The 22085-nt window shown below is 39.5% G+C and carries 20 protein-coding genes; 5 read left to right on the top strand and 15 right to left on the bottom strand.

Translation table 11 applies throughout. The features are described 5' to 3' along the window. The first annotated feature begins 110 nt into the window (after window positions 1-110). Window positions 111-1262, top strand: a complete 1152-nt coding sequence (locus CSV73_RS05170; RefSeq protein WP_099626799.1) for an MFS transporter — start codon at window positions 111-113, stop codon at window positions 1260-1262. Window positions 1263-1415: 153 nt separating this feature from the next. On the opposite strand, the gene recQ is transcribed toward CSV73_RS05170, so the two are convergent. The 3 genes from recQ to pssA all read right to left on the bottom strand — a co-directional run bounded on the left by recQ (window position 1416) and on the right by pssA (window position 4275). Then, a complete protein-coding gene (gene recQ / locus CSV73_RS05165) occupies window positions 1416-3188 on the bottom strand; it encodes a DNA helicase RecQ (protein WP_099626885.1) in 1773 nt (590 codons plus the stop codon). A 29-nt stretch (window positions 3189-3217) separates the two neighbouring features. Beyond that, the gene (locus CSV73_RS05160; RefSeq protein WP_085131165.1) at window positions 3218-3634 is read right to left on the bottom strand and encodes a hemerythrin domain-containing protein; all 417 of its coding nucleotides are present in this window, start codon (window positions 3632-3634) and stop codon (window positions 3218-3220) included. Window positions 3635-3741: 107 nt separating this feature from the next. Continuing rightward, window positions 3742-4275 carry a CDP-diacylglycerol--serine O-phosphatidyltransferase gene (gene pssA / locus CSV73_RS05155; protein WP_085131166.1) on the bottom strand — a complete coding sequence of 178 codons (534 nt, stop codon included), beginning with the start codon at window positions 4273-4275 and terminating at the stop codon, window positions 3742-3744. Between the two features lie 56 nt (window positions 4276-4331). Here pssA and asd point away from each other — a divergent pair, with 56 nt between their 5' ends. Next, a complete protein-coding gene (gene asd, locus CSV73_RS05150) occupies window positions 4332-5111 on the top strand; it encodes an archaetidylserine decarboxylase (RefSeq protein ID WP_085131167.1) in 780 nt (259 codons plus the stop codon). Between the two features lie 295 nt (window positions 5112-5406). On the opposite strand, the gene CSV73_RS05145 is transcribed toward asd, so the two are convergent. From CSV73_RS05145 to CSV73_RS05130, 4 genes are all read right to left on the bottom strand, one after another. Continuing rightward, complete coding sequence (locus tag CSV73_RS05145) at window positions 5407-6753, bottom strand: arsenic transporter (RefSeq protein ID WP_369802574.1); 1347 nt, start codon at window positions 6751-6753, stop codon at window positions 5407-5409. A gap of 174 nt (window positions 6754-6927) precedes the next feature. Beyond that, window positions 6928-8070, bottom strand: a complete 1143-nt coding sequence (locus CSV73_RS05140; RefSeq protein ID WP_085131169.1) for a hypothetical protein — start codon at window positions 8068-8070, stop codon at window positions 6928-6930. A 61-nt stretch (window positions 8071-8131) separates the two neighbouring features. Then, complete coding sequence (locus tag CSV73_RS05135; RefSeq protein WP_198166059.1) at window positions 8132-8722, bottom strand: hypothetical protein; 591 nt, start codon at window positions 8720-8722, stop codon at window positions 8132-8134. A gap of 503 nt (window positions 8723-9225) precedes the next feature. Beyond that, window positions 9226-9720, bottom strand: a complete 495-nt coding sequence (locus CSV73_RS05130) for a hypothetical protein (protein ID WP_085131170.1) — start codon at window positions 9718-9720, stop codon at window positions 9226-9228. 335 nt (window positions 9721-10055) lie between these two features. On the opposite strand from CSV73_RS05130, the gene CSV73_RS05125 reads away from it, so the two are divergent. Further along, complete coding sequence (locus CSV73_RS05125; protein WP_232319242.1) at window positions 10056-11480, top strand: catalase; 1425 nt, start codon at window positions 10056-10058, stop codon at window positions 11478-11480. Window positions 11481-11529: 49 nt separating this feature from the next. Here CSV73_RS05125 and CSV73_RS05120 read toward each other — a convergent pair whose 3' ends face one another. After that, window positions 11530-12345, bottom strand: a complete 816-nt coding sequence (locus tag CSV73_RS05120) for a DUF368 domain-containing protein (RefSeq protein ID WP_085131172.1) — start codon at window positions 12343-12345, stop codon at window positions 11530-11532. A 190-nt stretch (window positions 12346-12535) separates the two neighbouring features. Beyond that, window positions 12536-13912, bottom strand: coding sequence for a polysaccharide deacetylase family protein (locus CSV73_RS05115; protein WP_085131173.1), 1377 nt, complete (start codon window positions 13910-13912; stop codon window positions 12536-12538). 404 nt (window positions 13913-14316) lie between these two features. Here CSV73_RS05115 and trhO point away from each other — a divergent pair, with 404 nt between their 5' ends. Further along, window positions 14317-15291, top strand: coding sequence for an oxygen-dependent tRNA uridine(34) hydroxylase TrhO (gene trhO / locus CSV73_RS05110; RefSeq protein ID WP_085131174.1), 975 nt, complete (start codon window positions 14317-14319; stop codon window positions 15289-15291). 94 nt (window positions 15292-15385) lie between these two features. Here trhO and pstB (CSV73_RS05105) read toward each other — a convergent pair whose 3' ends face one another. The 6 genes from pstB (CSV73_RS05105) to CSV73_RS05080 all read right to left on the bottom strand — a co-directional run bounded on the left by pstB (CSV73_RS05105) (window position 15386) and on the right by CSV73_RS05080 (window position 20713). Continuing rightward, window positions 15386-16162 carry a phosphate ABC transporter ATP-binding protein PstB gene (gene pstB, locus CSV73_RS05105; RefSeq protein ID WP_085131175.1) on the bottom strand — a complete coding sequence of 259 codons (777 nt, stop codon included), beginning with the start codon at window positions 16160-16162 and terminating at the stop codon, window positions 15386-15388. 11 nt (window positions 16163-16173) lie between these two features. Continuing rightward, on the bottom strand, window positions 16174-16974 hold the full coding sequence (gene pstB, locus CSV73_RS05100) for a phosphate ABC transporter ATP-binding protein PstB (RefSeq protein ID WP_099626884.1): 801 nt from the start codon (window positions 16972-16974) through the stop codon (window positions 16174-16176). A gap of 42 nt (window positions 16975-17016) precedes the next feature. Continuing rightward, window positions 17017-17901 (bottom strand): phosphate ABC transporter permease PstA, encoded by an 885-nt coding sequence (gene pstA, locus CSV73_RS05095; protein WP_085131177.1) that lies wholly within the window; start codon window positions 17899-17901, stop codon window positions 17017-17019. Next, window positions 17901-18833: a phosphate ABC transporter permease subunit PstC gene (pstC, locus tag CSV73_RS05090; protein ID WP_369802573.1), complete on the bottom strand. Its 933-nt coding sequence runs from the start codon at window positions 18831-18833 to the stop codon at window positions 17901-17903. The genes pstA and pstC overlap by 1 nt, the downstream gene beginning before the upstream one ends. 40 nt (window positions 18834-18873) lie before the next feature. Continuing rightward, entirely contained in the window at window positions 18874-19770 is an 897-nt protein-coding gene (locus tag CSV73_RS05085) for a phosphate ABC transporter substrate-binding protein PstS family protein (RefSeq protein WP_085131179.1), read from the bottom strand. A gap of 238 nt (window positions 19771-20008) precedes the next feature. Beyond that, complete coding sequence (locus CSV73_RS05080) at window positions 20009-20713, bottom strand: response regulator transcription factor (RefSeq protein ID WP_085131180.1); 705 nt, start codon at window positions 20711-20713, stop codon at window positions 20009-20011. 278 nt (window positions 20714-20991) lie between these two features. Between CSV73_RS05080 and CSV73_RS05075 the strand changes: the two genes are divergently transcribed. Then, entirely contained in the window at window positions 20992-22020 is a 1029-nt protein-coding gene (locus tag CSV73_RS05075) for an NADP-dependent oxidoreductase (RefSeq protein WP_233202839.1), read from the top strand. Window positions 22021-22085 lie beyond the last annotated feature (65 nt).

Raw genomic sequence — 22085 nt, 5'->3', positions numbered from 1 at the left:
GGTAAGGGTGATAGATTGCGAATAATTATCTTTGAGCAGTTCGGTTCAATTCGAAAAGTTTCATGGTAAAATAGATTGTAGTTGAATTATTTGTAAAGTAGGGATCTTTCATGCGCTTTTTTGTCTATCTAATAGTTTTCTTTTCGTTCTTTGATTTATTTTCACAGCTACCGGTCATTAGTCCGTTTGCTACAGGTCTTGGCGTTTCCGCTTTCATCGTCGGATTATCTGTTGGTATTTACTCGTTTGCAAATGTTTTCGGGAATATCATTTCAGGTATTTTGACAGATCGCAAAGGACCCTTTTACATTCTATTATTCGGTTTGTTCACGTCGGCTTTGTCGCTGTTCTCATACGGATTGATTTCCGGTTCTGGTTCATTAATTGGCATTCGATTTTTACACGGCTTGACAGAAGGTTTGATCATTCCTGCCGCCTTCACGTTTCTCGCTAATGGCTCCGAACGTTCTAAGCGTGGGAGGAATGCTGCGATCTCAGGTGCATTTGTCGGGCTTGCGGCCATTTTCGGACCTGCCTATAGCGGAATTGTTTCCGTTAAGACAAGCGTCGTGACCATTATGGCCATCAATGGTGTATTTATGATTCTGTTGACAATTGGCGCCGTTATATTTTTACGTTCCTTTACATACGTGAGAAAAGTGAAGACAGTGAAGCAAAAAGCAGTAAAGCCGTTAGCTTTTTTCCGCCACCCTGGTATCATACGGGCATTCCTTGGCGCGTTCTTCCTGATGTTCTCACAAGGTGTGTTGGCATTGGTGCTCCCTTTGAAAGTAGAGCACCTTCAGTTTGATGCGAAAATGACAGGAATGCTGTTGAGTGTGTTTGGTCTAGTTGCTGTGTTGGTTTTTGTTTTACCGATCAACCGTATTTTCGATATCGTCCGCCCGATGGTCACATTGGCAGCTGGCTTGCTATTAATGAGTAGCAGTATGTTGTTCTTGTCGCAAGTCGACGAACTATCGTTGATGATGTTGGCAATGGTTATCTATGGTACGGGGTTCGCATTCCTATTCCCTTCTATCAACTCGTTACTTATTGATTCCACGGAACCTGAAACAAGAGGGAAAGCGTACGGGTTCTTCTACGCATTCTTCTCCTTTGGCGTCGTAGTGGGGTCTAGTGCGATCGGTATATTAGATTTGCAATTCCATCATGCCTTTATGCTTGCAAGTGGCATTTTGTTGATCGCGGCCATTTTCACCTTAATCGGTCTGCGAAAAGATATCCGTCCTACAGAGTAATATCGATTTGTTTAATAAATTATATGTGAAAAGGTATGTCCATCGAGGTCACAAGACTTCAACGGACATACCTTTTTTGCGTGGTGTAATGGGAATAAAAAAGAAGATGTCACAAGAAGTCGTTGCTACACGACTTTCTGGATATCTCCTATATTACGCTTGCTGCGTAGAAAACGAATCGATAATCTCGAGGAAAACTTCCCCATAACGTTCAAGCTTCGTTTCGCCTATACCTTGTACAGCCAATAACTCTTCATTCGTGGCAGGCATTTTAGTTACCATATCCCGCAATGTTTTATCCGAGAAAATAACGAATGGCGGGACACCCGCTTCTTGTGCTAGTTTCAAGCGCATCGCCCGTAGTTCGTTGAATAACGGATCCTCTTTAGCGACGACAGTTGTCACCATCTCGCCTTTACGCCAGACTTTCACTTTTCCTAACAACACATCTTTTCCGTCTTCGCTGACGAAGATAGTCGGATACGGCCCACTTTCAACTTGTAAATAATTCTTCGAAATCAAAAATTCAATGAAATCTGCCACGTCTTTGGCATTGCGTCCTTTCATCAATCCGTATGTCGATAGCTCATCGAAGTTCAATTCTTTCAACTTTTTGTTTCTCGATCCTGTCAGTACTTGCGCAACCATTGTCTTACCAAAACGTTGCCCCATTCGTATAACACAGGAAAGTACTTTTTGTGTATCGACTGTTACATCAAACTGCTCACGCGTGTCAGTGCAGTTACCACAGCGACCGCAATCTTCGACATCCTCTTCGCCAAAATACTTGATAATGTGTTTTTGCAGACAGCCTTCCGTATGGCAGTAATCAACCATCACTTGCATCTTTTTGATTTCATTCGATACACGGGAAGGATCTGGAGATTGTTCGATGAGGAAGCGTTGCGTTAAGACGTCTTGCGAGGAGAATAACAAATAACAATCGCTGTCGAGCCCGTCACGCCCTGCTCTCCCAGCCTCCTGATAATAACTTTCCATATTCTTCGGCATTTGATAATGAATGACGTAGCGTATATTGGATTTATCGATCCCCATACCAAACGCGTTAGTTGCGACCATCACGCGTGCGTCTTCCATAATGAACCGATCTTGTTGATGTTGCCGTTCATAGTCCGGTAATCCTGCATGATATTTCGCAACTGGAATACCACTTTTCTCAAGCAGCGAATATACTTGCTCGACCGCTTTCCTAGTCGCAGCATAGATAATGCCAGCTTCATTTTTATTTTTCTGCGTGTACTCTTTGACGAATTGATCCCGATTTTGACCTTTCACTACCGAAAATAGTAGATTACTCCGCTCAAAACCGGTTACAACACGGCTAACAGGAGGTATATGTAATTGCTGGCATATATCATCCTGTACTTCAGGCGTAGCGGTTGCAGTCAATGCAAGAATAATCGGTCGGTTACTTAAATAATCAAAAACTCGGTGGATATTACGATAACTTGGACGGAAATCATGGCCCCATTGTGAAATACAATGTGCTTCATCGATCGCAATCAGCGGTATCGTCATTTTTTGCAATTGATTGAGAAAGGATTCGGAATCCAATCGTTCAGGTGCAACGTACAACAGCTTATACTTTCCTTCGAGTGCATTATCCATCGTGCCAAAGTATTCTTCCGAAGATAACGTACTATTAATATACGCCGCTGGAATGCCCAACTGATGCAATGCATCGACTTGGTCCTTCATCAAGGAGATCAGCGGTGAAATGACAAGAATCGTCCCTTCCATTGCCAATGCCGGTACTTGATAGCAGACAGACTTACCGCCACCTGTCGGCATTACGCAAAGTGAATCATCACCTTGTAATACTTGTTCAATCACTCGTTGCTGCCCTTCCCGAAATGCTGAATAACCAAAATACTTATCCAATATATCTAACGGATTTTGAATGATTGCCACCACCTTCCCTTAGTTACTAGTTTTTATGAGAACAATAACCGCTCTTCTTCTCGGCTATGTAATTCATTCACTACAATCAAGCCATTGAATTTCTGTATAATTTCAGTTGTTACGGTTGGATCTTCCTCACGTAACGCCTCGATGTCTGCAACAAGTATTCGCATCAAATCATGGTCGCGTGTAAGCTGAATAATGTCTCGCTCCAATTCAGGCCGCTCTTCCATTACTTGTTTATAAAAACCTTCTTCTTCGGCATCTGCATGACTGATGACACGGGTCTTCCAATAATCCAATAAATGATCACAGGCTTGCTGAACCATTTCAGTTTCATCTTGTTCTACATATTCGATTAAATCATCTGTTTTCATTATGGCACCAGAAAGTCCGCCTTCATGAATCGCTTTATGTGAATGAAGCTGTCTTAATGCAGGTCCTGACATGCTGACCACTCCTTCTAGTTTTCCTTAAGCATAACAGAATTTCTAAGTCAGTGATAGCTTCCTACAATGAAAAGAGCCTCACAGAAAAATTCTCTGTAAGACACTTTTCACACTTTCGCTATTCGAATGCGACTGACCATAAGCCATGCGAGTAGACACATATAAATCACAAAGTAAGGTGCAATCAAATACGGAACTACAAAATAACTCAATGTTAGCAAGACACCAGCTGCTGTTATAGGCATTCCATAATATGAACCATCGAACTCTTCTACGTTATAGCGAGCCAAACGAACGGCGCCAGCTAAAATATAAAAAATCACAGCGGACAAACCAATCCACATCGTATCCGTCAACGCCGTGTCATAGATCAGAATAGCAGGAGCTACACCAAATGAAACTAAATCGCTGAGCGAATCAAGTTCTTTACCAAATGCCGACTCTGCATGATAATGCCTAGCCACCATACCGTCAAACCGATCAAATAATGCAGCAAAGAAGATGAACATCAAACTCATATGTGCATGACCTTGAAGCACGAGTAATATCGCTATGATCCCTAAACTCAAATTAAAAAGTGTTATGATATTCGCCAATTGTGATTTTAGTTTAGTATAATCAAAATATCTGAATGAAAACAAGTTACGACCTCCTCGTATATTTCTTTAGTATAAGCTTTTAATGAAAGGAAGAAAAGATGAAAACACGTATTTTTAAATCATTCGTAGAATTAACAGGATCACCAGTCAGTTCAGCGCTACTTAAAACTTTGACGACTTCTCGAATTAGCAAGCCGTTAATTAAGCCTTTTGCATCGTTCTATCATATTCAAGTAGACGAAGCGGAATACCCAATAGACCAATATACTAGTCTTAACAGCTTTTTCACTCGTTCATTACAGGCGGGCAGTAGACCGATTGATAGCCACCCAAAGAATTTAATCTCACCAGTTGACGGTGTATTAAGCGATTCAGGCAGCATCGATACACAACAACAATTTATAGTAAAAGATAAAACATACAGTCTACATTCGCTGCTTGGCGATTCGGAAAAAGCCGCCCGCTATACGAATGGCTATTATTATCTATTCTATCTTTCTCCAAGACATTATCATCATTTCCATTATCCTATTTCTGGAACTCTTATGAATCGCTATGCATTAGGTTCTACTTCGTATCCCGTTAACGATGTGGGAATTCGCATGCGTAATGATGTATTTTCTTCCAACCATAGAGTCATTTCGGAACTCTCGACTGACTTCGGACATGTAGCAATCGTTAAAGTCGGAGCATTAAATGTAAATAGCGTTCGCATTGCAAATTCTGAAACTGCTTGTGTGAAAGGACAAGATTTTGGTCATTTTGCATTTGGATCCACTGTTATTTTATTCGTAGAACAGAATAACGCATTCAGTCCAGAAGAAATGCCTTTTACAGAAGTTCAAGTTGGTGATCGGATCGGAGTGTGGAAATCTTAAGTAGATGAGGTTTTTGTATGGAACCTCTTCAAGAATATAAAGTATTTACTATGCACTCCATATTTTTTCTCAATATCCATTATTCGAAGGCTAGTGAAATAGTATACTCTTTAACAATTAACCCATTTCTCCTATATTGTCATGCGCATAGTAAAACGGTCCGAATAAAAAGGCAAACCGATTATACGGTTTGCCTTTTGAAGTAATATAGAACTAATTATTCTTATTTTCTTACTATACTTCCAACTACATCTTGTTAAAGTTAAATCACTGTTGAAAAAGCAAGTGCTTAATTTCAATGAAAAACAAGTTTAATCCAAAAGTATAATAAAAATAATGTGACGATCGTGGTGAGTGGAATCACTTTGAATGAGATGTTGGTATAATCCCTCCATTTTATTTCAATGCCGTGCTTACGCAAGATACTAAACCAAATGAGTGAAGCTAATGTTCCAATCGGCAACAGTAATGCACCTATATCACTTCCGATAATATTAGCCAAGTAGATGGTTTTTAAGGTAATGGGATCTATACCCATTTCAGTTAAAGTTATCGTGCCTATCATCAACGCGGGATGATTATTGAATATATTGGACAGAAAGGAAACGATTCCACCCATCAAAATACTTGCAGACAGTAGCCCTTGATTGACAATTGGCTCACTCCAGCTAACTAGTAATTCAGTTAGACCAACGTTATGCAATCCATAGATGATGATGTACATGGAGAAAGCAAAAACGAGTATGTGCCAAGGAGTTTTTTTGATAATATCCCAAGGAGTTATACCTAGTTTTATCCAACGCCAAACGAGTAATACTATAGATCCCAGGACAGCAACAAGTTCTATTGGCACATTAATATACGATGCAATGAATAACATACATCGCATACAGAAAACAAAGAACAATATTTTCAACATAAAGAATGTGCGGTCTTTATTACTTGTAAACAAATTGCGCCGATGCAACTTTTTAATATACTTCTCTTCGAATACCTTTTCTATATAGACTGTATCTGGTAGGGTTCGCGGCAATTTTTTTCTCATAACAACGAACATTAAGATGGACATAAAGAGCAATCCGATTGTAGCAGGTACAAACATCATAGCTGTATGCATCCAAAGCGATAAATCTACTATCTTTAATGCAATTAAATTCACAATATTGCTAACGCCAATCGGAGCACTAGAAGCTGTTGCGATTAATGCACCACTTAGCAAATAAAGGATTTGCTGCTCCGTTTTTAATTGCAAATGTTTTAAAAGTAAAAGTAGTATAGGCGTTGTAATTAATATACTACCATCATTGTTAAACAACAATGTCATGAGAAAACATAACAATTGTATGTTCCAATACAATCGGTAGCCTGACTGCTTGGAAAATGAAGCAAGTCTAATGGCAGCCCAGTGAAAAAAACCGAAGCTTTCCAATATAACAGCCATTACAATAGTTGAAATTATCGTTACAGAAGCTCCTCCAACTTTATCGATAATATCTAGCAAATCGGTACTTGATACGATTCCCATGACAAGAATAAGAACTGCCCCAATAGTAGCAGGCCATGCTTCGTTAATTCCTTTGGGTCGCCAAAAGATGACGATCATTGTTGATATGAATACTATATAAGTGAATATGATTTGCATGGTCACTGTGTCCCAACTCCTTTCCACTTAAATTTTCTTACATATTTCATCCTGTCTTGTATGTATATTCGGACAACAAGTCCATCGTAGTGTCGTTAGTCCATTCTCCAATCATCTTTAGATGAATACAAAAAAACGCTGAACAATCCCTTATTCGGACTGCTCAACGTTATCTTATTTGGATATAATAGTGCGGTGCATATCAGCTGCATGCTTTAGTAGCGCGGTATACTGCCCCTCCGTTATAACTGTTTCTATCGAATCATTTTCATAATGAAAATTGGATGAACAAGAATTCTTTGCGGCGTGCTTCATCAATGCATAGTATTGCTTTTCTAACATAGCCATCTGTTCTTCAGAACTCATTTGCATTTCGGTATGATTAATAATCTCCAAATTTTCGATTTCTTGCTGAGGAATAAAGTCCATAGGTACATCTAATGAATTTCTCACATGTGAATCCTGCAAACAGTCAATACACGTCAAAAATTTCTCGTTTTCTATATGGTGATCTAGAGGAGTTATCATTTTTAAAAGTTCAATGTTCTCTTCACTTTCAATAGAGGTCATAGTTTGCTCCAAATCATTGTTTGCCTTCGCCATAAGATCTCTAAACGAGGTGTTATTTAATATTCGAATCTCTTTAATTGGAAGTCTCTCACTATCTTCTATCAATATTTCATCTTGTTTGTAAATCTCTTCCTGTTCATTTGTATCTACTACTTTTAAATCGAGAGACTGATCGAAAGTACTAACTGGTTTATGAATATTTTCAATACTCTCGTTGGAAAGTACAATAGCTTCTTTAATTATTTTTTTAGCTTCAGTATCTTTTTCATTACTTACTACTTCTACAGCAACCGGTTGCTCTTTCTTCACCTGTTTAGGTTTAGGATCCACCGTTTGTTCTATCCTATTACTTCCCTTGCGTATGGTTTCAATGGAGGTTACCGGAATCAATTGTAACTCTTCCTTATTTATTAACAGAAAATATGACTTCTCGATTTCACTTAAGACTCCATACATTGGCCGTTTACTAAATTCGTTTAACGTCACCCATTGCTCACGTAGCTCGAATAGAGATGGAACATCATAATCCTGATCATATTTTGTACTACTCAGGTCTTTTGTGTTTTTAGTGATTGATGTAATAGATGGAACCAAGATATACAAAATAGAGTCATCAACTACCATCAGTATATACTCCTGATGTGAGCCAATCAGTACCCCTTCTATCGGCTTGCCATATGAAAGTGATACGCAAACTCTATAGCCTGTAAAATTTCGAAAAACCGTTCCACAATCCCTTATATTCAATCGATACACCTCCTCTATAAAATGATCACCTCTTCTTTTATAGAAGAGATGATCAGTAACTTTATCCTTTCTTTTCGCCTCTATCTTTATTTCCGCTTTTTTCTTTACTCTCACTTTTTTCTTTATTCTCAACCTTTTCTTTACCTTGACTCTTTTCCTTTCTCTCACTTCTATCTCTGTTCTCACTAGTTTCTTTTTTGTCCTTATCTTTTACTTCTTTTGTCCGTTCCACTTTTACTCCATGACTAACGTTTCGAATATGAAACATGGAAAGTCGAATGACCTCTTCATTAAAAACAATGACAATGAAATCATTTGTTACTTCCTTTACAACACCTTCTAAAGTTTCAGGTCCACCACGATTAATTTTCACCCATTGATATTCAAGCTTTTTTAATACCCCTGGAAAATCTTCTTCATCAATCAAGGTGAAATCCTCCGGCAATTCTACATTAATGGACATTTCATTTTTTGAGTTGTCTGTAATACTTTTAATATGATGTGTTTTGTAGTAGACAATTCCATCATTCTCCGTTAAAAGTGTTAAATATTCATCATTTCCTGCTAATAGTTTTCCGATTCTTGACTCTGGTCCTCCTCGGTCTACTCTTATTACCTTACCTACTAATGTATTTAACGTCTCTTTATTCATTCCATTGTAGCCTCCTTTGTGGTGTCCTATTATCTATATGTCACTTAGGTATAGTCAGGTTAGGTCATTCGCCCATTTTGAATTTTTGTTACATATTAACTTCTTCACCATTCATCTAGATTCATTTTTCACTTTTACTTAAAACATTGATAGATACACATTTCCTTACATATTGAATAGGATGGTGTATATCTGATGAAGGGTGGAAGTTAATTTTATTGAAGTAAAAGAAGGTATTCTTCATCATATAGAGGGAAAGCATAGGGTAAATAACTAAATAGAGCGGTTAACAAGTAGTATAGAGCGGTTGTTTCATAGGTATGAGCGGTTAGAACATGCCATAGAGCGGGTATGCAAGAACTATGAGCGCTTGAGGATAGGTTTGAGCGGTTAAGCCATTTCTATGAGCATTTATTAATTCACCAAGCCCCTCTCTAATATGTCAATCTTCGAATATACAAAAACGACTTGCCTTCTCTCTATAGAGGAAGCAAGTCGTTTTATCAGATGTTATCTAGTACTTTCACAATCTCTTCATAATCAGGATGTCCTTTATGAAGATACATAACGAAGTGATCTACCTTGATCACGCCCAACTGCTCTGTCTTACTGCCGATATAGACAGGAAGATTACCTGTATCTTCAACTATTTCAAGACGTTTGTCAGATGGATCTAGTTTATAGAGATGCAATGGAAGCAAAGCATCTCCATTGATCGTTACAGTCATACCACTTTCCGCTCTAAACATATCCATCGCAGCTTCAGCAGGTTCGCTTACTGTGAAGCCTGTCTCTTCTAGCTGACTTACCACTTTCTGATATAACTCTTCATCTTCCACTGCCGCCACAACGACTTCCTCTTGTTCTAGAATTTCAGGGGTTAGTTCAGGTATGTTTTCTGCTGGTTTTGCTTCTTCTTTATCGCTGCAAGCAACTAATACTAATGATAAACAGCTTAGTACTGTGGCATAAATAAACCACTTTTTCATAATGCTCATCTATTGATATCCTTTCTACGTGAAACCTTTTCTATCATTATTATACATCATTCTACAATTATTCTTAATATAAATCGTATTTCTAGACAAATAGTTGGCTACAAATTATGATAAATATACAGTACATAATAACTTGTACTTATTAGTATTAATTATTAGTTGATAATAATTATAAATAAGGCTTTCTTTTTGTATTAGGCTTTGATACAATTATATTCATAGGTTACAAACCAACAACTGAGGAGGAATGTATTTTGAATAACAATGATAATAATTCTCAAAAAAGAAAATTGACAACCGCTGCGGGAGCACCAGTAGTTGATAACCAAAACTCTATGTCTGCTGGTCCAAGAGGTCCGCTTCTATTGCAAGATGTTTGGTTACTTGAAAAGTTAGCACATTTTGATCGCGAAGTTATTCCTGAACGTCGTATGCACGCAAAAGGATCTGGAGCATATGGTACTTTCACAGTGACGCATGATATTACAAAGTATACGAAAGCAAAGTTATTTTCAGAGATTGGTAAACAGACGGAGATGTTCGCACGCTTTTCTACAGTTGCAGGCGAACGTGGTGCAGCCGATGCAGAACGCGATATCCGCGGATTTTCTTTGAAGTTCTATACTGAGGAAGGAAACTGGGACATGGTCGGAAATAATACACCTGTATTCTTCTTCCGCGATCCATTGCAATTCCCAGACCTGAATCACGCAGTCAAACGTGATCCACGTACAAACTTACGTAGCGCAACAAACAACTGGGATTTCTGGACTGGACTTCCTGAAGCACTCCATCAGATCACTATTCTAATGAGCGACCGTGGTATTCCTCGTTCATTCCGTGAAATGCATGGTTTCGGTAGCCATACATTCAGTATGATCAATGCAAATAACGAACGCCACTGGGTTAAGTTCCATTTCCGTTCCCAGCAAGGTATTGAAAATATGTCAGATGAACAGGCTGCAGCGACTGTTGCAACGGATCGTGAAAGTTCACAACGTGATTTACTCAGCAATATCGACAATGGCAATTTCCCTAAATGGAAAATGTATATTCAAGTTATGACGGAAGAAGAAGCAATGGAAATGCCATATAATCCATTCGATTTAACAAAGGTTTGGTACAAAAAAGACTTCCCATTGATTGAAGTCGGTGAATTCGAATTGAACCGCAATCCTGAAAACTACTTTGCTGAAGTAGAGCAAGCTGCGTTTACACCAGCTGCGGTCGTTCCAGGCATTGGATTCTCGCCTGATAAAATGTTGCAAGCCCGTCTATTCTCTTATGGCGATGCGCAGCGTTATCGCTTAGGTGTCAATCACCACCAGATTCCCGTTAATGCTCCAAAATGTCCGTTCCACAGCTTCCACCGTGATGGGGCAATGCGCGTTGATGGCAATTTGGGCTCTACTCCTCACTATGAACCAAACAGCTATGGTGAATGGCAAGAACAACCAGACTTCAAAGAGCCGCCACTAAAAATTTATGGCGACGCAGACCACTGGAACTTCCGTGAAGATGACGATGACTACTTTACACAACCTGGAAAGTTATTCAATATTTTGAATCTAGAAGAGCAGCAGCGTCTATTCGAGAATACTGCGCGAAATATGGGTGACGCTCCAAAAGAAATCAAAATCAAACATATCCGTCACTGCTACCTGGCAGATCCGAAATACGGTGAAGGTGTAGCGAAAGCGTTGGATATTTCCATGGCAGATGTAGATATCGAAAATACAACAACGATTGTAGAAGAATAACATCATATAAAAAACCGCTTGGAGAATTACTCCAAGCGGTTTTTGCATTCTACGCTTTATCGCCTACACCATTTAATATATTGGCAATCAGAAGTCCAAGAACAACTGCCATCACACTCATGACAAACGGCGTACCACTTTCAGGCATGCCTGGAAAAATCACGAAAACCGATCCGATGATTAACCCCATGATGACGGCAAACATTCCCGTATGGAAATTAGCAAGAAGGTAGCGAATTAGTTTACTGCTGATTATAAACCCGAAGACTATACCACAACCCGTCGCGATAATAATCGGTATATTAAAGTCTGAAATAGCTGTAATGACTGTCGCATAAACACCTAATAACAGTAAAATGAATGACCCACTGATACCTGGCAACAGCATCGCCATACTCCCCGCCCATCCCGATAGGAATAGAATGATCGTATTTTTCACTGTTAGATGAGTGATAGATATTGGATCAATAGGATTCATAAAAGCAGTAGAAGCTAATGCTGCTGCCACCACTACCATCAACATCATATGACGGAATGTAAAGTTCTTTCTCAGTCCTGCTTGCTTTGAAACAAATGGAATGACACCCACAATCAACCCCAAAAAGAAGTATTGAGTAGGTTCATGATAATGCTTCAATAAATAGGAGATAACTTTACTAAATATAATGATTGTCGCACCCATCCCGATACCAAGAGGAATGAGGAAACCAATATGTTTCTTCCAGTCTTTACTAAAAAATCCGCTTATTGAAATAAGCAACTGATCATAGATGCCTAATATAAATGCAATCGTTCCGCCACTTACTCCGGGAACCAAGTCACTGATGCCCATCAAAAACCCGCGGTATAAATTTCTCCATTCCATGCTCATTGTTCCTCCAATTATTTCAGTCCGTTTAGTATATCACGCTGTGCTACACTAATTACAGCTTACCATTATTTATTTTCTTTATATGTTACAGCTATTTGGACAGAATATAAATTTCTGTACGTTAATAGGACTGTACAAAACAAAAGTTGTTCCATTGTTAGACAAAAACAATGGAACAACTTCATTAATAATCATCCATTTCAGATACCGTCACGAATTTATAACCTTGAGACTGCAAATTTTCAAGTACCGCGTCCAGTCCATCAGCGGTCGATTTATGAATATCATGCATCAAAATGATACTGCCTGTACGAGCATCTTCTGCAATATGCTCCAATAACAATTCAGGGTCATTGTGCTCCCAGTCCAATGTATCTACATTCCATAAAACAACAGGTAATTTCGTGCTTTCTCGTACTCGATCATCAACAGCACCATATGGGGGTCTGAAAACAGTTGCCGGCTGTCCGGTTATCGCTTCAATGATATCGGATGTACCCTTGACTTCACCTTGAAGTGCAACATCCGTGATCTCTGTCAAGGAAGGATGATTCCATGAGTGGTTACCTATCTCATGGCCAGCTTCAGCTACTTTCTTAGCGACGCCAGGATATGAATGAACTCTATTGCCGAGCATAAAAAATGTAGCTTTTGCATCGTATTTTTCAAGTGTCTCTAAAATTCTTACCGTATAAATTGGATCAGGACCATCATCAAACGTCAGAGCAATCGTCTTTTCCTTTTTAGTATCATCTGTTGCTACTTGGAATTCCTTTGCTAAGAATGGATTCAATTTGCGTAGCGGAATTTCTACTGTTGCCGGTCCAGCTTGTCTCTTTGTAAATTCACCTGTTCCAAAATAAAGAAATAATGAATCATCTGTCAAGGCGAAGTTGCGGTAGTTTACCCACATAGGCTCAGTAGGTCGCCATACACTTTCCTTAATCACATCGCCTTCTAACAAAGGACTATGATGAATTTCGTCACGCACTACACTCGCCATTCGTTTTAGCTTTTCCAAATTATGATCCACAATATCTTCAATCGTTACTTCTTCCCCTGTTTCAGGATTGATATGAAATGTGTGTATCTCCATTTGACTATCTTGATCAGCATAGTACGTAACAGCTCGCATGACAAAAGAATAATTACCCGAAAGATGCTGAAGCGTTTCAAAAGATACATCTAACTTGGACACTTTATTTTCCGTTTGTTGCTCTTCGGCATATCTTGTTTTCAATTCATCTATATAATCTAACACTTGCTGATTAAAGCCATCATATTCTGTTTGGGGATAACGAATGATAAAAGGATACTTTGAGTCTTTAGGTATCTCGGTAAACATTTTAATACCTGGATAAGGCGATATAATCGATTCAACCGACACTTCTTGTTTCGGTGCGGGTATAATTTCATGTGTTACGGGTTTAGTAGAGCTGGTATCTTTAGTTTTCACTACATTCACTATTAATAGTAGCGTAATAGATATTAGAGTAATGATAGTGATAATTAATGCACTATCGATCCATGTTGATCGACGTCTTTTATTTGTTTCGTTCATGAAAAAACTCCTTTACTACACACTCACCAGCTTTACATATACATTACAGTTTACTAGCAATAGAACTACTATACCCTTTACGTTCAAAAAGTATTCTGTACTCCACTCTTATATTTTACAATCTGCTACCTTTAATTTCAATGGACATGTATGAAGGTTTTTCCATCTCCTAGTATACAACAAATCCATGATGATACAAAGGTGTGTATGTAATGATGTGTTGCTTAAAAAAAAGATTTTTACTTGGAATAGCTTTTTGAATCCTTTTCTCGAAAATGAAATTATGCTATACTATTCTGGGCCCGATTCTTGCAAATTCGGGTTCAAGGGACATACAATCCCTTTGTACACACCGATCTCGGCTGTTGTCTATTGCAAAGATCAAACAGAAGGCGGTAATTTACATGGAAAAGAAAGACTATCGAGTATTATTGTTTTATAAGTATGTAACGATCGAGGAGCCTGAAGAGTTTGCGGCTGCACATTTGGAATTCTGTAAGGAAACTGGATTAAAGGGACGTATTCTTGTCGGTGCAGAAGGCATCAACGGTACTTGTTCAGGAACAATTGAACAAACGGATGCGTATATGGAGCATATGAAAGCTGATCCACGTTTTGCTGATGTATGGTTCAAAATTGATGAAACAGATGGCCACGCATTCAAAAAAATGCACGTTCGCTTCCGTCCGGAGATTGTTAATCTCAGCTTACCTGAAGATGTCAATCCGTTAGAGCTTACAGGTGAATATTTGGAACCAGAAGAGTTCTTACAACAAATGCAAGATGAGAACACTATTGTTTTGGATGCTCGTAATGATTATGAGTATGACCTAGGTCATTTCCGTGGTGCGATACGCCCGGATATTGAAAACTTCCGTGATCTTCCTGAATGGGTAGTTGAAAACAAAGAACAACTTGAAGGCAAGAAAATTCTTGCGTATTGTACGGGTGGGATTCGTTGTGAGAAGTTCACTGGCTGGTTGAAACGTGAAGGATTCGAAGATGTAGCACATTTGCACGGCGGTATCGTTTCTTACGGTAAAGACCCTAAAGCAAAAGGACAGTTATGGGACGGTCAATGCTACGTATTCGATGAGCGTATTGCGGTTCCCATCAACCAAGTGGAGCACGTCATCGTGGGACGCGACCATTTTGACGGCACACCTTGTGAACGCTATGTAAACTGTGCAAATCCCGAGTGTAATGCAAAAATTCTATGCTCAGAAGAGAATGAACATTTCTATATGCGCAGTTGTTCAGACGACTGCCGTACACATCCTCGTAATCGTTATTTTGTAGAACACGATATGACAGTGGATGAATATGACGCACGAATGGCAAAAATTGAAGCATCACGTGCTCGTGAAACCATTTCATAATACGTGAACAGCCAGCATCCTTTTATAGGAAGCTGGCTGTTTGTTTGATTATGTACTGATTTGCAAAATTATTTACATATTTTCCTATACCTGCTCATCCGAACTTTCCTGCTATATAATCTTTCGTTTCGGAAAATAGTGGGTTAGTAAATAGTGTCGCTGTCTGTCCATATTCTTTTACTTCACCATTCAAAAAGAAAGCTGCGAAATCAGATATGCGCGCAGCTTGTTGCATATTATGCGTTACGATGATAATCGTATAGTGCTCTTTTAACGTTTGGATCAGTTCTTCCACTTTGGCAGTAGAGATCGGATCTAGGGCTGAAGTAGGTTCATCCATCAATAAAATCTCCGGCTTAGTCGCTAATGTGCGTGCAATGGTTAGCCGTTGCTGTTGTCCGCCCGAAAGACCTGTAGCAGACTGGTCCAAATGATCTTTTACTTCGTCCCATAAAGCAGCAGCGCGCAGATTTTCTTCTACGATTTCATCCAGTACTTTTTTATTCTTTTCTCCATGAATACGAGGTCCATACGCAATGTTTTCATAAATTGAGAACGGAAAGACTGACGCATGTTGAAATACCATTCCTACTTTCTTTCGCAATTCTACTGGATCAATTGAAGGCTCTGTTATATTTTCATTACCGATCCAAATTGCCCCTTCTGTCTTCACTTTGGGAATCAGATCATTCATACGGTTCATTGTCCGCAAAAAAGTTGATTTTCCACATCCCGATGGCCCTATAAGTGCAGTAATTTTCTTTTCTTCAAACTTCAGATTGATATCTTTTAATGCATGATGGGAATTATAATAGAAGTGTAGATTTTCTGTTTGAATGATTGATCGTTCGATGGTCTCCACTACATTCATTTCAATCTCCCCTATCCAATGCGTCCATTAATATAATGTGCGGTTTGTTCATGATGTGGATTAGTAAAAATTTGTTCAGTGGATCCATGCTCAATGACACGCCCCATGTAAAAATACGCTACTTCATCCGAGACACGTGCTGCTTGTTGCATATTATGTGTGACAATCACGATCGTATAATCTTTTTTTAATTGTGATATCAGTTCTTCTATTTTTGCTGTCGATACAGGATCAAGTGCAGATGCAGGTTCATCTAGTAATAACACGCTCGGTTGCATTGCAAGTGCCCTGGCGATACAAAGACGTTGTTGTTGCCCACCTGAAAGGCGCAAAGCTGATGTATGTAATTGATCTTTTACTTCTTCCCACAGTGCTGCTTTTTTTAGATTCTCTTCTACAATTCTTTGTAATTCCCTCTTATCCTTTACTCCGTGGCGCATAGGTCCAGCGGCAACATTCTTAAAAATAGATTTGGCAAAAGGGACAGGTCTTTGAAATACCATTCCAATCTGTTTGCGTACTTCATGTAAATTTACGTTGGATGAATGCAAGTCTATCCCTTCATAATAGATGTTTCCTTCCGTACGACATGAGTCGATGTCATCATTCATTCGATTAATAGAACGCAGGAAAGTAGATTTCCCACATCCCGACGGACCGATTAATGCCATAACGGATTGTTTTGGGAATGATAGACTGACTTGATCAACAGCACAATGTCCACCATAATAGACCGATAAATCGGTAGTTTGCAATACTGAACTGCGTTGAAAATCAGGACTGTCCGCTAATGTAACTCTATTCGTTTTCATTTTGACAGGCTGTAAAGCGACCGATTGCATACATATCCTCCTTTAATTGGCACCCATTTTTTTAAACATCAAGTTACCGATAAAGCGTGATGTGAAATTAAAGAATAAAATCGAGATGATCAATAATGCCGCCGCTCCGTCAGAGATCGCTGCTGCGTCTGGCATAATTCCCTCGCCGTTGATTTTCCAAATGTGAACCGCCATTGTTTCAGCTGGCCTAAATGGATTTAAAGGAGATGTTGGTGACAACGGATTCCAATTGGTGAAATCTATGATCGGTGTGCTCATTCCTGCTGTGTAAATCAAAGCAGCCGCCTCGCCGAATACTCTTCCTGATGCTAGAATGACACCCGTCACAATACCAGGTAGTGCCGCTGGAAGTATGATTGTCGTAATAGTTTCCCATTTTGAAAAACCAAGCGCCCATCCTGCTTCACGTTGTGATTTCGGCACGTTATGAATTGATTGTTCCACAACTCGTACGAGTAAAGGTAGATTGAATAGTGAAAGTGCGAAGGCACCTGACAAAATCGAAAAACCCCAGCCCATATACAAAACGAAAAAGAGGAATCCAAACAATCCAACCACTATAGAAGGTAATGAAGATAGCACTTCAATCAGGACGCGAATACAACGAATGATCCAATGATCTTTTGCATACTCAGCTAAATAAATACCCGCACCAATCGCAATCGGCACTGAAATCATCAGTGTCAAAACGAGTAAATAAAAGGAATTAAATAATTGAGGTCCCACTCCTCCTCCTTCTTTGAAAATCTGAGGAGGTGACGTGATGAATTGCCAGCTTAGCTGAGGAATACCTTTGACAAAGACAAATCCAAGCAAGCCTGCCAAAACCGTAATGATGATGCCTACAATGACATATAGCCCAGCCGTGGCGAGCCGATCTTTACTTTTAGCTGACATTACTTACTTTTCCCCTTTCCAATCATTCGTACTGTAATCGTGAAGAATAGCGACATCAGTAAAAGTATGAGCGCGAGTGACCAGAGCGCATTATTTTCAGTTTGTCCCATCACCGTATACCCCATGCCCATTGTTAAAATACTAGTGACTGTGGAGGCTGGTTCGAATAAAGAGTGCGGAATGACAGAAGCATTCCCAATAACCATCTGTACTGCGAGAGCTTCACCGAATGCTCGTGCCATTCCGAAAATAATCGCCATCAGTAAGCCAGGTTTCGCAGTTTTCAATACCACTTTACAAATCATTTGCCATCTTGTGGAACCTAGCGCCAATGATGCTTCACGCAATGAACGTGGCACAGACTGAATAGCGTCCAATGCTAAACTTGTGACTGTCGGTAAGATCATGACGGATAACACAATAGTGCCCGCTGCAATACCAAATCCGCTACCTGGAAATAGATCGCGTAAAAAAGGTACGACGACACTTAATCCGATAAACCCATAGACGACTGAAGGTATACCTACTAACAACTCGATCACAGGCTGCATAATTCTTTTTCCCGCATTTGGTGCAATCTCGCTCATGAAAATGGCTGCGCCAATTGCAAGCGGTCCGGCAATTAAAGCGGATATTCCTGTAACCGCCAATGAACCGACTATAAATGGCAAAGCTCCAATAATAGGTTTACCCAGGGAATTTACTTCCGCTGGGTTCCAAGTCGTACCTGTTAAAAAGTCTTTAACACTACCATCATTTGTAATGAACGTAGACAAACCTTTTGAAAAAACTAAAAACAGAATGGCTATAGTGATGGCTGCAGTCAAAGCCACTGAAAGGAAGGTAAGCCATTTTCCGAACCGTTCCATTCGCATTTTACTACTTTTTCTATACAATGGATGTTCTGTCTCTTTGACCATCTTCGCCATCATGTACGCTCCTTTCGAGATAGGAGGAATTTATAAGTTTCTATCATTTTCCTTTAACAGTTCCTTCCGCATCACGTTCTACTTGCATTCCCGTTACCGGTAAGTAGTCCATTTCAGGAAGTATAGTTTGCTGCACTTCATCCGAAAGTATATACTCGATCAAGTCCTTTGCAAGACCTGTTGCTTCACCATTAGTATACATATGCTGGTAAGCCCAAATTTCCCATTTATTTGACTCGACATTTTCTTGATTTGGAGTCACACCATTAACTCGTAGAGCTGTAGTCGTTTCATCGAAGTAAGAAAATGCTAAGTAGCTGATTGCTCCTGGTGTTTCACTGACAATTTTTCGTACCGTACCCGAAGAGTCTTGTTCTTGAGCCTCGAGTGGTTGTTTTCCTTGCAATACTAATGCTTCAAAAGTAGCGCGTGTTCCAGATCCTTTTGCACGGTTGATGACAATAATTTCTTGATCCATCCCGCCAAGTTCTTTCCAGTTTGTGATTTCTCCTGTAAAGATTCCAATCAATTCTTCAGTCGTAACATCTTCTACACCCGTTTCTGGGTGACTTACCGGACCCATTCCAACAACCGCAACTTTATGGTCAACTAAGTTACCCGCGTCCACGCCTTCTTTTTCTTCCGCGAATATATCCGAGTTTCCAATGTCTACTGCACCTTCGCTGATTTTACTTAACCCAGTACCGCTCCCTCCACCTTGGACATTGATAACCGAGCCTGGATTTTTTAACGTATACTGCTGTGCTGCAGCTTCAACTAAAGGTTGTAGTGCACTTGATCCTACTGCCGTGATGGGTTCAGTTTGTTGTTTAGCTTCTCCCTTTTCACTATCACTTGCTTTCGTACTACTACAAGCCGCGACCACCCACGTACAAAGTAAAACAAACGCCAATACGGTTATTCGATTACGTTTCCTCATCACTGCGCCCCCTAGGATATTTCGTTTTAGTAGTGACTTTCTACTGCTTCTTTACTATAAGCAATGAATATTAAAGGCTGATGAAAGAAACGTAAAGGTTGTGTAAAGGTTCTGTATAGATAGATAATTTAGTGGATCTCTGTAATATGAAAGGAATACTTATGCTTAAACATTAATAAAAGGCCAACGACACAACCCTTTTAGGTTTGTCTTTAGCCTTCGTATGTATCAAAAATATTCAGTTTGTCACTTCTTCGAATTTATAACCAAATCCTCTGACAGTCTTAATATAGACTGGACTTTTTGTATCCGGTTCAATTTTTTCCCTCAGGTGGCTAATATGAACATCTACGATACGAGAATCTCCAGTGTAGTCATAATTCCATATCGCATTTAGCAACTGCTCACGGTGTAGTACTTTACCTGAATGTCGCATTAAGTATAAAAGCAGCTCAAATTCTTTAGGAGTCAATTCCAAGGGGCTTCCATCCAAAAAGGCTTCAATTCGATCTGGATAAACTAGTAAACGTCCATTACTTAGTTCCGTTCCCAGTTCTTTTACTTGTGCAGAATTCTGTAACTCTATTCTGCGCAAGATAGCTTTTACACGCGCAAGTACCTCTCGTGGGCTAAATGGTTTTGTTAAATAATCATCTGCTCCAAGTTCCAGCCCAAGGACTTTATCGAATTCATCCCCTTTCGCTGTCAACATTAAAATGGGTGTATGAATTTTTTCTTGGCGAAGTTTTTTGCATACATCCATGCCATCCATGCCAGGCAGCATAATATCGAGCAATAGTAAATCCGGTTCTTCAGAAAGCGTCATTGCAATGGCTGTATTACCATCTCGGGCTATATACACAGTGTATCCTGCCTGCTCCAAGTTGTATTGCAAAAGAGTAGCTATTGACTGTTCATCTTCCACAACCAAAATCTTTTTCATTTGGTTAGCTCCTTTACCGCTAGATCATTAATTTTTCTGAAAGTCTACGTCTCTACTCTACTTTGACGTCAAGAAAATGTCCACTCAAATCTTTTTTGTTGTAAATACAGTAAAGGGTTCATTCAAATTAAATGACTTGGCCTGTTACTATATGTACAGCCGAATTTTCATGTCAGTGCAATTAATTGACATCGGTACTTCATGCTAGTAACCTTGTACTTAAGCTTACTTTTAGTTAGTTGATAAGTTGAAATATTGATTACACAGGAGGAATTTTTATGACACTAGAAATGCAAAGAGAAATTCATTTAGCTAACCGACCAAAAGGCTTGCCTACTATGGAAGCTTTCAATTTTGTGGAAAAACCTATGCCTGAGCTGAAAGACCATGAAGTTCTGATTCGTACGCTATATGTATCAGTTGACCCGTACATGCGAGGAAGAATGATAGATGCGAAATCTTATATCCCTCCATTTAAACTGGATGAAGTGATTACTGGAGGAGTCGTTGGTGAAGTAACAAAATCTACTTCCGATTCATTCAAACCAGGAGATTTCGTTGTAGGAAATTTGAATTGGGCAGAATATACGGCAGCTTCCGAGAAAGAAGTACGTAAAATCGATCCAAATATCGCCCCAATCACTACACATCTAGGCATCCTTGGTATGACAGGGCTCACTGCATACTTCGGTTTACTCGATATCGGTAAACCGCAAGAAGGTGAAACTGTCGTCGTTTCTGGCGCTGCCGGAGCAGTTGGTTCAGTAGTAGGCCAAATCGCCAAAATGAAAGGGGCCAGAGTGATCGGAATTGCAGGTTCTCAAGAAAAAATCGAGTACTTAAAAAATGAACTCGGATTTGATGAGGCTGTCAATTATAAATTAGACAGCTTTAAAGAAGACTTAGCTAAAGTTGCCACTGACGGTGTAGATGTCTATTTTGACAATGTCGGCGGCGAAGTGACGGATGCAGTCTTTACATTACTAAATAAACATGCGCGAATTGCGTTATGCGGTGCTATTTCCTCTTACAATAAAGAACAACAAGACATCGGTCCTCGTCTTCAATCTACGATGATCAAAACAAGCGCTTTGATGAAAGGCTTTACAGTAGGAGATTATGCGGCAGACTTCGCTACTGCATCCACTGATTTAGGTAAATGGCTATCAGAAGGCAAGTTGAAGTATGAAGAAACGATTGTCGAAGGCTTTGACAATATTCCAGATGCGTTTCTTGGTTTATTCGATGGAACCAATTTAGGAAAACAGCTGGTCAAAGTCGCTGATTATGAAACAACAAAGCACTAAACAGAATGCAATGAAAAAAGGCTATCTCGAGAAATTCCCGGGATAGCCTTTTATATTACTTGCAT

The sequence above is a fragment of the Sporosarcina sp. P1 genome (genome assembly GCF_002743155.1).
Taxonomy (GTDB): Bacteria; Bacillota; Bacilli; order Bacillales_A; family Planococcaceae; genus Sporosarcina; species Sporosarcina ureae_B.
This window is presented reverse-complemented; position numbering and strand designations above follow the sequence as displayed.